General features: G+C 36.2%; 8 protein-coding genes. All 8 read left to right on the top strand.

Annotation, left to right across the window (positions count from 1 at the left end; genetic code table 11):
* Nucleotides 1–152 precede the first annotated feature (152 nt).
* A complete protein-coding gene (locus tag CLOCL_RS09055; RefSeq protein ID WP_014255050.1) occupies nucleotides 153–8,378 on the top strand; it encodes a type I polyketide synthase in 8,226 nt (2,741 codons plus the stop codon).
* Nucleotides 8,375–9,037, top strand: a complete 663-nt coding sequence (locus tag CLOCL_RS09050; RefSeq protein WP_014255049.1) for a 4'-phosphopantetheinyl transferase family protein — start codon at nucleotides 8,375–8,377, stop codon at nucleotides 9,035–9,037. The genes CLOCL_RS09055 and CLOCL_RS09050 overlap by 4 nt, the downstream gene beginning before the upstream one ends.
* 810 nt (nucleotides 9,038–9,847) lie before the next feature.
* Complete coding sequence (locus CLOCL_RS21570; protein ID WP_014255048.1) at nucleotides 9,848–10,015, top strand: YpmA family protein; 168 nt, start codon at nucleotides 9,848–9,850, stop codon at nucleotides 10,013–10,015.
* A gap of 132 nt (nucleotides 10,016–10,147) precedes the next feature.
* Nucleotides 10,148–11,050, top strand: a complete 903-nt coding sequence (locus CLOCL_RS09045) for a MurR/RpiR family transcriptional regulator (RefSeq protein ID WP_014255047.1) — start codon at nucleotides 10,148–10,150, stop codon at nucleotides 11,048–11,050.
* A gap of 6 nt (nucleotides 11,051–11,056) precedes the next feature.
* A complete protein-coding gene (locus CLOCL_RS09040; RefSeq protein WP_014255046.1) occupies nucleotides 11,057–11,686 on the top strand; it encodes a histidine phosphatase family protein in 630 nt (209 codons plus the stop codon).
* Nucleotides 11,687–11,799: 113 nt separating this feature from the next.
* Complete coding sequence (locus CLOCL_RS09035) at nucleotides 11,800–13,029, top strand: BaiN/RdsA family NAD(P)/FAD-dependent oxidoreductase (RefSeq protein ID WP_014255045.1); 1,230 nt, start codon at nucleotides 11,800–11,802, stop codon at nucleotides 13,027–13,029.
* Nucleotides 13,030–13,266: 237 nt separating this feature from the next.
* A complete protein-coding gene (locus tag CLOCL_RS23140) occupies nucleotides 13,267–13,476 on the top strand; it encodes a GNAT family N-acetyltransferase (RefSeq protein WP_245532864.1) in 210 nt (69 codons plus the stop codon).
* Nucleotides 13,477–13,501: 25 nt separating this feature from the next.
* On the top strand, nucleotides 13,502–13,657 hold the full coding sequence (locus CLOCL_RS23135; protein ID WP_245532863.1) for a hypothetical protein: 156 nt from the start codon (nucleotides 13,502–13,504) through the stop codon (nucleotides 13,655–13,657).
* Nucleotides 13,658–13,708: the final 51 nt, after the last annotated feature.

The following is a 13,708-nucleotide window of genomic DNA, read 5'->3' as shown; positions in this document are numbered from 1 at the left end:
ATGTTCAACTGATATCTTAAACTTCAAAGTTTTTATAAAATTGTTAATGAATTCAAATAATTTTAATAAATGTATAGCTTGTTTTTGAAGACTTTTGATAAAGCTTTAAAGCATTAGAATTAATTTTTATTAAGAAATGGGGGTTAATGACAATGAATAGGTATTATTATCCTTTTGAAAGAGTTGCTGTTGTGGCAATGGGGTGTTACATGCCCGACGCTAATAATATAAATATGCTTTGGGAGAATATTTTAAACAAAAAAGTTTCAATTAAAGAAATACCGGATAATTTTTTTAACAAGTCAGTATTTTACAGGTCGGATATTTTCGGCAGACCGAATAAAAATGACAAGACTTATACAAAAGTTGCTGCCATCCCGGATGATTTTGATTTTATGGAACTCAGCAGAAAGTATAAAATTCCTCCGGCAGTCAGTGCTTATATGGACATAAATCAAAAGTCTGTCATATATTGCGTTGATCAGGTTATGGGACAGCTAAAAAGTGAGCTTCCCAAGGAGAAAACTGCTGTAATTTTATGTGCCGGAGCTCCGGGAACGAAGTTTGAAAACCTTGTCAGAAGAACATTTTTCAGCAATGTAAAAGAACATATACTTAATCATCCTGAGGTTTATGGGAAACTGCCCCAAATGGACAAAGTACTCAAAGAAGTATCCGATGAATTGCTTAAAGATACTCAAACAGTAACGGAGGATACAACCACCGGTTATTTGCAAAATATAACAGCGGGCAGAATTGCAAATATCTTCGATTTGTGGGGACCATCTTATGTATTGGATGGAGCCTGTGCCTCTTCATTAATGACAATTGCAGAAAGTGTGGCTGGGCTGTTAAACCATGAGTATGATGCTGTTATTACAGGGGGTACTGAAGTAACCCTTACAGAAGTTGGATTGGTGGCCTTCAGCGGAATAAATGCCCTGTCACCGGACGGATCTTATCCCTTTGACGCGAGAGCCAATGGATTTGTCATGGGTTTAGGTGGCGGTATAGTTGTCCTTAAAAGGCTTTCGGATGCCTTGAGAGACGGAGATCATATTCATTCCATTATATCGGGTTATTGCATCGGCAGTGACGGTAAAGGTAAATATATAGCAGCTCCCAGTGAAGAAGGCCAGATAAGGGTTATAACCGGAGCATGCAATATGGCGGGATATTCTGTAGATACCATTGAAATGATAGAAGCCCATGGAACAGGTACCATTGTTGGAGATGTTGTTGAAGTAACATCGCTGAAAAAAGCTTTTGAAAGGCTTGGAGCAACTAAAGAAAACTACTGCGGTTTAGGTTCGATAAAGTCCAATATCGGTCACTTAAGGAATGCTGCAGGAATAGCAGGATTTATTAAAGCGTCTTTGGCAGTAGAAAATAAGGTGCTGCCGGCAACGGCCAATATAAAGCAGGTTAATCCCAAGTTACAATTGGAAGGCTCACCTTTTTACATATTGACAGAAAACAGACAGTGGACAGAAAATCCGCTTCATCCAAGGAGGGCAAATATAAGCTCTTATGGCTTTGGTGGTGCTGATTGCCATATTTGTATAGAAGAGTTCAGACCGGAGTTTTTGCAAAAGAGCTATACTTTTTCAAACAGAAAAAATGAAAGCAAATTTTCTCAGGAAAAAATAAGGGAAGAAGCGGTATTCTTTTCGGGAGAGTCGATTGATGCAGTATGTTCATCCATAAAAGAGTTTATAGAGAAAAATGAAAATTCTTCCTTTGAACAGGCAGTATATTATAACAACTTATCGGTTGACAATGATAAAAAATGGCGTGTTGCTATTTGTGCATCTGCGATGGACCAATTGAGAGAAAAATTGAACATACTTGAGGAATATATTAGGGAAGACAAGCTGAATGACAGTCATTTACTCGGATTAAAAGGAATTTATGTAGGGAACGACCCTAAAATTGAGTCGTCTCAAATTGCGTTAATGTTCCCGGGACAAGCTTCTCAATATCCGAATATGTTAAAAGAGCTATATGAAAATTACTCTGCTGTAAAGTCCTTCTATCATAAAGCTGATGCTATATGGAAAGCAAAATATAACTACTCTCTGATGCCGCTGATATTCGGTGAGGATGAGGAGCAATTGAAAACTGAACTCAAAAACACAAAAAATACGCACCCTGCAATGTTTGTAAGTAATATGGCAGTATACAAACTAATAGAGGAAGCCGGAATCAAAGCTGATTACATGATTGGGCACAGCTTAGGAGAGATTACTTCTTTATATGCCGGCGAAATGGTAGATTTGAAATCGGCGATAAATATAATTGGAGAAAGAGGTTTTTCCTTTGACAGAATTGATGCGGACAATCGGGGTAAGATGGTAAGCGTAAGGGAATCGGCAGAAAAGGTGGAAGAGATTATAAAAGAAAGCGGTGCAAAAGTAAGTATTGCTAATATTAACTCTCCTGAACAAACAGTGGTTGGAGGAGACAGTCAACAGATATCTGTGTTTGTGGAATATTTAAAAGATAAAGGATTGAAATATACCGAGCTTAATGTATCTCATGCCTTCCATACCGGTATTGTGGCCAAAGCTGCCGATGAGTTTGAAGAAAGTATAAAGGATATTAAATTTTCCACTCCAAAATGTAAGGTAATGGCTTGCCATATGTCGGATTTTTATAACAATGTATCTGAATTGGAAAAAATGCCTGAAATATTAAAGCAACAGATTTTATCACCGGTGAAATTTACCCATTCGGTGTTAAAGCTTTATGAATCGGGTGTTAGAGTGTTTATCGAAGCAGGCCCGTCCAATGTATTAACAAACCTTGTTAAAACCATTTTATACGACAAGGATGTAAAGATTGTTAATATTGACAGTAAGAATAAATCTTCTGCCGAAACCTTCAGGCAGGCATTAGCAATCCTGTTTGCCCATGGGGTTGATGTATCCTATGTTCCTGCAAACAGTGTTTTAGGATTGCACAAGGAAAATGTAACTAATGTGGTATATCAAGTGGAGTCAAAACCGGTTGATACAAGCAATAAACTGACTCAAAATCATGAATTTGCAAAGAATAGCTGTGATCTAAACAGAGAGGATTCGTCTTTTGCTCATCAAAAAGCTTTAACTCAGGATTCCAAGGACAGTATAGTATACAGCGGTGTGGCAATAGGCCTGCCGGGCAGCTTCAAAAAAGCCTTTGACGACAATAATTTCGGCTATATTGTCGAGGGCAGAAACATGATTGAGATGCTGACCGATGAAGAAGCACAAAGTATATATGATTTAAATATAACAAGGCTTGTAAAAACGGAGAAGGAAACTATATTTAAGAAAATAGAATCCATTAACGAGGTAATACATTTTGCCGGTAAATTCGGCAAGATGGACATGATTAACGACTATCTCATTGATGAGAAGCTTTTAAAACAAATGACTCAGACAATATGTGCAGGTGTAGCCGCAGGATATGAGGCATTGCGGGATGCAGGAATTCCTCTCGTAAGGGAATATAAAAAGACAGCATCCGGTGCAATGCTTCCGGGAAGGTTGGTATTGCCTAAGGAAATGCAGGATGATACCGGTATAATCTATGTAAATGGATTATGGCCTATTGAAACTGTAATATCTGAAGTGTCAAAATATACAGCTGCAAAATTCGGTTCAAGAACAAGAGTTGAAATACTTAAGTTCTTTGAATCCGTTATTTCAAGAGTAAGTGATCAGGATACAAAGAAACTTCTGGCTGACTGGTTTGCAATGTACTATTCAAGACTTTCACCCAATCCCGGTGAAGCTGATGTGTATGAATTTAATCATAACTTTATGACAATGCTTGCATCACAGGCCAATAACCGATTAGCACAGCTGATAGGTGCAACGGGACCTAATATGTATTTAAATACCGCCTGCGCTTCCAACGCAAGTGCGATAACCGTTGCTGAAGATTTGATAAAAGCCGGACATGCTCGCAGAATGATTGTAATCGGTGCTGACATATCCAGCACAAAGGACTTATTGCCGTGGTTTGGTGCAGGATTCTCAAGTATTGGTGCCTTAACTGAGTGCGACAATTTATTCGAAGCTGCTGTTCCCTTTGACAACCGTAGAAGCGGAATGATACTCGGTTCCGGTGCTACCGGTATTGTAATTGAAAGAGAGAGTGATGTCTTAAGAAGGGGAATGAACGGCATATGCCGTCTTTTGGGAACTCATACCTTCAACACTGCAGGACATCAATCGAAAATTGATACAAAGAAACATTCCGTTGAACTAGACCGGTTTATTGCAAGAATGGAGAAAGAGTATAACTTTGACAGAAAAGATATTGCTTCAAAATTGGTATACTGTTCTCATGAGACTTACTCTCACAAACCGGGCTGTTCCTATATGGAAAAAGTCTCTTTAGAAAGCACCTTTGGCGAGAAATATAAAGAGATAAAGGTAATAAATACAAAGGGAATGACCGGACATATAATGGGTGCATCAATCGAAGAAGCGGTATCGGCTAAAGTGCTTCAGTATCAGATAATACCTCCCGTTGTTAACTTCAAGGAAGAGGATCCGGAACTTTGTGGCCTCAATCTATCAAAGGGAGGGGAATATGAGTTTGAGTATGTTTTAAGAGCGGTAGCAGCTTTTGGCGGACAGGGCAATTATCATCTCATGCAGAGGATTGCAAAAGGAGATGAAAGAATTATCGATGAAAGAGCCTATAGGGAATGGATAGAAAGAATTGCTTCAAAGGATGCAGAGCTTAAATACTGCGGCAGGATATTGGTGGCAGAAGAGAAAGGCGAGCTTTTTGCACCTGTAGAAGAGGGATATGCGGAAGCTGCGCCGGTAGCAGAAGCAACAAAGATAGATACTTCTAGACAGATCAATAGTTCATCAGGTACTGATTTTGGCAAAATCAGCACTATGCCTGCGACTGTAGTGAATCAGCAGCAAATTATTGACGAAGTTCTTACAATTTACGCCAACGTAACGCAGTATCCTAAAGAAATGCTCGATTTGTCAATGGAACTGGAAGCTGATTTGGGTGTGGATACTGTAAAGCAGGCAACCATATTCTCAATGATTGCTGAAAAATTTAATTTAAATCATCTTGAAGGGCAGGCCCTTTCAAATTTAAAAACTATTGGACAAATGGTTGATCTTGTTATGCAAAATACAAGTGTTGCTGATTCTTCCGTTGAAGTAAATGAGGTAAAAAATAGCTTAGGTTCGGAAGAGAATGACAGGAACAATATGAATTTATCAAATTCCGATTGCGAAGCCGAAGTTCTTAAATTAATTTCGGAAATAACCCTATATCCCGTTGAGCTTCTGGAAAGAGATATGGAAATGGAAGCGGACTTGGGAATAGATACGGTAAAACAGGCGACCATATTTTCAATTTTAGGTGAAAAGTATGGACTCAATGAAGAAGTTGCCGGAAATATTTCTCAGTACCGTACAATAGGAGATCTTATTGATTTGGTAAAGCAAAATGTAAAATGTGACAGTAAGTCACTTTCAGATTCGGAACCGGTTGCAAAAATGCCTGAAAAAGGCGATAACGAAAATAGGCTGAATGTTTCACGGGATGTTTCTGTACGGGAACAGGTAATGAACATAATTGCTGAAATAACCCAGTATCCTGTAGAAATGCTTCAAGAGGATATGGAAATTGAAGCTGATTTAGGTGTTGATACCATCAAACAAGCTACTATTTTGTCGGAACTGAGTGCAAGGTTTGGTGTAAGTGAGGATGTAAACTTTAGTCCTTCACAGTTAAAAACCATCAAGTCAATAATTGAGGCTATAGAAAGCAATACTGGTGGCAAAATTGCAGATAATGATAATGCTAAAGGAATTGATGCAGAAAAAAAGCAAGGAACGATTGAAGACGAAACATTAAAGGAAACCGGGAGTAATATAGAGAGGGAACTTAGCCTTCAGTATCCGATAATTGTGGAAAAGAATATAGACAATAAAGATTTTGACCTCAAAGACAAAAAAGTACTTGTAATAGGTAATAGTCCTGAAACTGTTCAAGGGTTCGCAAAACATTTGAAAAGCATTTCTTCTGAGGTAAAAGAGTTTATATTCGACGAGGCTTTGGATATCAATGGTTTGGAAAACCGGGCAGCAGATATCCGAGAAGCTGTAAAGGACATTGAAGTTATACTGGATCTGGGTCATCTGGGTGAACATATTGATTTTGAAAACTTAGCAAAGGAAAAGGAAGATAACCTGCTTTATTTAAACAGTCTTCACAGATTTGTATTTTACAAGGAATTATCCAAGGTTATTGAGAAACCTTCCATACGCATTATGTGTGTAATTTCATCGGATGGGTGTTTGGGATATAAACAGCAGGACGGATTTTTGGAAAATCCTTTTTATGGCGCACTGTGCGGTTTTTATAAAGGACTTCGCAAGGAATTTGCAAATTCAAAGGTTAAAATTTTAGATATTGGCAAAGTTAAAGGCTCTGAATTGACAGAAGAAATGATTTCAACTGTTGTGGAGGAATTGGAGGAAAACTTCCAGGACTATGAGATAGGATATGACAATGGTAAAAGAATTACCTTGAAACTTGCCAATGTGGATCGTTCTGAACTTGAATTTGCTGCGAATTTTGACGGAAACCATTTTCTCATCACAGGAGGCGGAAATGGAATAACAGCTGAAATTATCCGGGAGGTTTCAAAGAATATAAAAGCAAAATTCACGATTATCGGAAGAACTGCCATTCCTTCAGATATTGAAGAACTTTCAAAACTGGATGAGGCAGCTCTTGAACAAAAGAAATTGGAAATATATGATCAACTTAAAAAAGAAGGAAAGAAAGCAACACCAACCGAAGTTCAAAGGGAATTTTCCAAAGTAACCAAAGCTGTTTCTGTGCACAAGCTTTTGAAAGAAATCCGAGAAAGCGGAAGTGATGCAGAATACTACAGCTGTGATGTATCGGATTATGAAAAACTTAAAGAGGTTGTAGATAAAGCAGTATCGAACTTTGGCCCGGTAAATGTTATAATCCATGGTGCAGGTGTTGAAAAAAGCCGATTAATCGGTCAAAAAACAAAAGAAGAGTTCGATGAAATATTCTCGGTTAAAGCTAAAGGTATTTGCAATTTGTACCGATTGGCAGATAAAAAAGATTTAAAAGTACTGATTGGGTTTTCATCCATATCCGGAAGATTCGGAAATGAAGCCCAGTTGGATTACTGTTCGGCAAACAGTTTCATAACCGGCTTTATATCCATGGTAAGATCTAAGCATAAAGGAATAAGAGCCTTAAGCATTGCATGGTCCGGCTGGAAAGATATCGGTATGGCATGGAGAAATGAATTTGTTAAGGAAAATGCTGAGGGAATGGGGCTTCATTTAATTGAACCGGAAAGGGCAAATGCTGAATTTATGCATATTTTAAACAGCAATTTAAATCTAAATGAGGTTGTTGTAAGTAAAGGGCTTGGAACAATGGTAAGCGCCGAAAAGTGGCATGGAATTAAAAACAGTGTGCCCATGATAGATTGGATTAGTGAAAGAGACGGTAAAATAGACAAGGTGTTTAAAGTATTTTCCGTCAAAGCTGATCCCATTATAAACCATCACAGACTTGGAACTACACCGATTGTTCCTTTGGTGGCCTATCTGGAAATTGGTGCCGAGGTACACAGCTTGATCTTCGGAAAGAGCGAGCAGTATTGTTTTAAAGATGTGATGATTTATAAACCTTTGAAGTTATTTAATGAGAAAGCACAGGAATTAATAATGAAGATTGATGAAGCACCCGATAAATCTATTAATGCTTCATTGTACAACTACTTCAAACCGAAGATCGGTGACGGAAGAATGATGGAAATTGCAGAACTGAAGATATCGAATAAAATTGGAGAATATGAATATTTAAAAGAAATTACTGCTGTAGAAATCGACGGAATGAAAGAAATGCTGCTGAGTGAATCGCTGGAAAGGATGAGGAAAATCCATAACAATGCTATACAGTTAGGACCGCTGTTTATGGATGACAAGTCGGCACAAATAAATAAGTATAAATATAACGATTATGGGGTAATATTGACGGTTGCCTTATCTGAAGAGCAAATTAGAAATAAAAAGTATGATCTGCCGAATTTACTGTTTAATCCGGCCTTTGCCGACACATTGATGCAATCTTGCGGAGTCCATGCTTCTGAAGGCAGTGACAGAATTTATCTGCCGTCGGAAATAGGAGAATTCGGACTTGTTAAGGTACCGAAAGAGCCGGGATTGTTTAAGTCTTATGCAAAGCTTGTAAAGAGCAGTGATGAAGAAAAGGTATACAATGTTATACTGTATAATGAGAAAGGCGAGGTCTGCTATTATGCAAAAGATGTAATTGTGAGGCGTATAAGTCAATGAGTACCGAATATATGATTAATAGATGCTTAGAGTCCATAAATAGAGCCTATCGATTTGAGTTTCATGTAGTTGATATGAGAGAGAAGGATTTAAACCTTCTCTCTGTTCTTTCGGACAGAGAGTTGGAACACCTTGACACACTTAAGATTGAGAAAAACAGAATTCAATGGGTATCGGGAAGATATTCCGTAAAATCTGCTCTGTTCAAATATAAGCAGGACAGAGGTGTAATGATGGACCTCTCCTGTATTGATGTATTGAAGAATGACGACTCTTCACCCTATATAGTTCAATATCCCGATCTGTATGTGTCAATAACCCATTCTTATCCCTATTGCATCGGATTGGTTTCAGACAATAAAATAGGTATAGATTTGGAAAGGACAAGCGGACAAAAAGAATCGCTGATAAAGCATTTTTACACCCTGGAAGAGCAGCAGTATCTGGACGTTTTTAAAGGAAAAGATGATTACTGGAAACAGGCTATGATTTTATGGACAAGAAAAGAAGCAATATCGAAGCTTTTCAAACTTGGCATGCGAATGAGTTTTAATAGGCTATGTACCCTAAAGGATACAGTTGAAAAAGATAATTATTCAATTTGTCTCAAATCGTTTATATGCGGTGAATTTGCCTTGTCTGTAGCCGCTGCTTATTGAAATGGATATTGCTTTTTTACTATTTTCTCTCTTCTTCAAAACTCCAAAATACGGTTGCTTAGAAAGATAAATTGAGCTAAAAGAATAAAGTATTTATATTTATTTTAAAACTTAAGTACCGGGTTGCTGATAAAATATAGCTTGGTGCTTTTTTTGTTTATTTGTAATAGAAAGAATGAAATATTTCTGTAAAGAAAATGAAACAATTATGTAATTGTTTTCCAGAATAATCATTGATATTATATTAATATATTTATAAAATATACTTTTTTACTAATTGTTGCATTAATATTGATTGTTTTTTTTATTGCTGAAAGATCGAATTTGATAAAGGAAGGTACAAATCAAATTTATAAGAACCCGCATTTTTTATAGAAGAAGTTTAAAAATAGCTTTAAGAATGGCTATAGCTTTAATTTTAACACTGTACAAAAAGTTTTATAAATTGTGTTGTTATAAAAAAACAGGAGATGTAAATTCCCCCTTACTCCTGTTTTTTCTTGTAATTTTTTAAAATTAAAATGCAATTTTTTGTTTATTGAAAATCTAATTATTAAAAGAAATTTGCAAAGATTCTTTCCATTGCTAAAGTTTAAAAGCATAAATTGCATAATCTTGATTTTTATCCTGCAAAAATGTAATATATAAATATAAAAGAGTGATATTTTCAAAAGTGAATTTATTAAAAGCTGCAATTGATAAAAAGCTTCTAAAAATTAAATTTAAAGGAATTTATTATTTTATTGATGCAGCTGTAAGTAATATGAATATTGCAATTATAAAATTGATTATATTGATGTGGAGGTTTCAATGGATACTGATGACAAACTTGAATTAAAAGCAAAAGTTCAAGTAGAGAGTAATATTGAACTATATAAAGTAGTGGATTTTCTAAATAAAAATCTTAAGGATAAGAATTTAATTTTTGGATTAAGTAAAGAAAATGATAAAATGACAATTTCAATTTATGAAACTTAATTGCTTAAAGTCAGGCAGGGTTGATAAAGTTATATAACAAAACTCTATTATATGTGACAAATCATTAGAAATTGTCTTTATTTAAGTTGCAGCATTTTATAAAAAACAGAATAATAAAAGAGGAGAAAAGCAATGGAAAACAAAAGCAATGATTTGATTAAAAAAATACAGTCAAGTATTCCTGATTTTAGTAAAGGTCAAAAACGAATTGCGAATTTTATCATTAATCATTATGATAAAGCTGCCTTTATGACAGCTGCCAAATTGGGAGAAGAAGTAGGTGTCAGCGAATCTACTGTTGTAAGGTTTGCCAATGAAATTGGTTTTGACGGATACCCGAAACTCCAGAAAGTTTTAAAAGAACTCATAAAAAGTAAGTTGACATCGGTTCAGCGTATGGAGGTATCTTCGAACAGGATTAGTGAGGACAATATTTTAAAAAGTGTACTCCAAGCTGATATGGAAAAAATAAAACTGACCCTTGAGGAATTGGATATAAATACTTTCAACGAAGTTGTGGAAAGTATTTTGAATGCCAGAAAGATATATATTTTAGGAGTTCGAAGCTCGGCACCGCTTGCCAGCTTTTTAGGTTTTTATTTTAACTTGATATTTGACAATGTGAGACTGGTACACACCACCAGTGTAAGCGAAATGTTTGAACAGATTATTCACGCGTCGAAAGATGATGTTATAATTGGAATCAGCTTTCCGAGATATTCTAAAAGAACCATTAGTGCTTTGAAATTTGGCAAAAGCCGCGGAGCAACTGTCATATCCATTACAGACAGTAAAGAATCTCCACTGGCACACTGTTCCGACCATTCTCTTATTGCGAGAAGTGATATGGCTTCCTTTGTAGATTCCCTGGTTGCTCCTCTAAGTGTCATAAATGCTTTAATTGTTGCTATAGGTATGAGAAGAAAGCAGCAGGTTTATGATACTTTTGAGAATTTGGAAAAGATATGGGAAGAGTATCAGGTTTACGAAAAATATGATGAAGAAAATGAATCAAAGATTAGAAAGGAAGACTGACGGATAGTGTCAAAAATTTATCTTGTTCGCCATGGCGAAACCGATTGGAATAAAGAGGACAGATGTCAGGGGTGTACTGATACAGACCTTAACAGTGAGGGGATTCGACAGGCGGAACTTGTAGCAGAAAGACTTATGAGAGAAGAAATCCATGTCATATATTGCAGTAATCTGAGAAGGGCGTACAGGACAGCACAAATTATTGCAGATAAGTTCGGATTGAATGTAATAAAGAGTGAAGCTCTCAATGAAATAAGCTTTGGAGACTGGGAAGGACTAACCTTTGAAGAAATAAGAAAAAGGAAAGACTATGATTACAATGCTTGGAGATTATCACCCCATACTGCTGTTTTTCCCGGTGAAGGCAGCTTGGATAATGTGTATAACCGTGTAATGAAGTATGTTGATGAAATAATTTTAAGAAACTCGGGGAAAAATATTCTTATAGTTTCCCATGGAGGAGTAATAAAACTTATAATTTTGGGACTATTAGGAATAGAGCTTGAAGCTTACAATAAATTTTATATAGCAAATACTTCGGTAAGTATAGTACATATTGATAAAGACAAAAGGTATTTGAAAACATTAAACGATACTTGCCATGTTGGAAGTGTTTTGGAAAGAAAAAATTATTAAAGGTTATGAGGAAAAATTTTTTGGCTAAGGTATGACAATAAATATTTTTTAAGAGTAATAATGAAATAATATAGGAATATTCTTAAAAATCAAAATGAATACGAGGGGAAAGAATGGGTAAAAAAGTTGTAGTTGTGGGTGGAGGCCCTGCGGGCATCCTTGCTGCAGGAAAGGCAGCGGAACGTGGCAAAGATGTTATTCTTCTTGAAAAGAATGACAGGTTGGGAAAGAAAATTTTAATTTCGGGTAAAGGCAGATGCAATATTACCAATAATACCGATATTGAAGGGTTGATTGAGAATATTCCCGGAAACGGGAATTTTTTGTATTCAGCTTTTTACACGTTTTCCAATACTGATTTGCTGGAATTTTTACATAGATATGGTCTTGAAACGAAAGTTGAAAGAGGGGGCAGGGTGTTTCCGGTTTCCGACAGAGCTAAAGATGTGGTTGATACCCTTATGAAATATCTGAAAGATACTGGGGTTAAAATTCTTTATAATTCGCCGGTATCGGATATTATTGCAGAAAACGGTGCCGTTAGTGGGGTAATGCTAAAAGACCGACAAAAGATAAATTGCGATTCTGTGATTTTGGCAACAGGCGGAGCATCGTATAAGGGTACCGGATCAACCGGTGACGGTTATAAAATGGCAAAAAAGTTAGGACACAACATAGTCACGCTGCGTCCGTCTCTTGTACCGCTGGTAGTCTCGGAAAAATGGGTTGGCGAGCTTCAGGGTCTTTCATTAAAGAATGTATCTATAACACTTATAAATGAAAAAGGAAAAAAAGTTTACTCCGATTTCGGAGAAATGCTTTTTACCCATTATGGTGTATCGGGACCGATAATTTTAAGTGCAAGCAGGCATATCCTTGATTATGACTTTAAGGGTATTACTTTAATAATAGATTTAAAGCCAGCTCTTACCGAAGAAAAGCTGGACGAAAGAATTCAAAGGGATTTTGAGAAGTTTTCCAGAAAACAATTTAAAAATGCATTAGACGAACTTCTTCCGAAAAAATTAATACCAGTAGTTATTCGGCTTTCGGAAATTCCTCCCGATAAATTTGTAAACCAGATTACAAAAGAGGAAAGAAGAAATTTAGTCAGGATCTTAAAAAAATTTACGTTGACAATTAACGGGTCAAGACCGATTGATGAAGCAATTGTTACAGCAGGCGGCGTGTCGACTGATGAAATAAATCCTTCGACAATGGAGTCAAAGTTGATCAAAGGGCTTTATTTTGCAGGAGAAATTATAGATGTTGATGCTTATACCGGCGGTTTTAATCTTACCATTGCTTTTTCCACAGGGTATCTCGCCGGAAGCAGCTGCTAGGTAAGCTGAGTTTCTAAATGTTTTGCTCAGGTTTTTATCTTCCAAATTCGTTTTTTCATTAATCTTGCCTGTTGCTTCATTTAACGGGCAATGGCTTATGAAGATACCACTGCCCGCTAAATGAAAATTATCTTTTTACAGTTCCAATGAAAGCTTAACTTCCATAAAAATTCCTTAATTGAAATAGTGAAAGTTTTCATCTTTTTCTATCTTTCTTCTATGGAAATTGTCGGATTTTTGTCGGCGGATAGGGGGGGCAACAGAATAAAGCATAGTGCATATATAGTTGCAGGAATACTTAAAGAATATTGTGGGCAGGGAATAGGAACAAGTCTTTTTAACAAGTTGATGGAATGGGCTGAAAGGAATGGAATAACAAGACTTGAATTGACAGTAATGACAAACAACGAAAGGGCAATAAAATTATACAAAAAATTCGGGTTTTGAGATTGAAGGTGTAAGAAAAAATTCTATGAAGGATGACGATAAGTATATAGATGAATACTATATGGCAAAAGTTCATAAGTTTATTTCATTAGCCATGTTTATGGCTTTTTTTATGTTTTGGAGTAAAAACAAAAGTGCAACCAACCATTCAAAGCGTATTTTTTTAGTCATTTTAGCATAATATTTCTATAGCGGTGATTATATTAAATTATAGGTGCAAACTTCTCTTATG

It is taken from the genome of Acetivibrio clariflavus DSM 19732 (genome assembly GCF_000237085.1).
GTDB lineage: Bacteria > Bacillota > Clostridia > Acetivibrionales > Acetivibrionaceae > Acetivibrio > Acetivibrio clariflavus.
Note: the sequence above shows the minus strand (reverse complement) of the source record. Positions and strands in the feature narration are given on the sequence as shown.

What these genes read in the sequence shown, in the direction of transcription:
- CLOCL_RS09035 (WP_014255045.1), top strand. Translation starts at nt 11,800, where the DNA reads ATGGGTAAAAAAGTTGTAGTTGTGGGTGGAGGCCCTGCGGGCATCCTT.
- CLOCL_RS09050 (WP_014255049.1), top strand. Translation starts at nt 8,375, where the DNA reads ATGAGTACCGAATATATGATTAATAGATGCTTAGAGTCCATAAATAGA.
- CLOCL_RS23135 (WP_245532863.1), top strand. Translation starts at nt 13,502, where the DNA reads ATGAAGGATGACGATAAGTATATAGATGAATACTATATGGCAAAAGTT.
- CLOCL_RS21570 (WP_014255048.1), top strand. Translation starts at nt 9,848, where the DNA reads ATGGATACTGATGACAAACTTGAATTAAAAGCAAAAGTTCAAGTAGAG.
- CLOCL_RS09055 (WP_014255050.1), top strand. Translation starts at nt 153, where the DNA reads ATGAATAGGTATTATTATCCTTTTGAAAGAGTTGCTGTTGTGGCAATG.
- CLOCL_RS09045 (WP_014255047.1), top strand. Translation starts at nt 10,148, where the DNA reads ATGGAAAACAAAAGCAATGATTTGATTAAAAAAATACAGTCAAGTATT.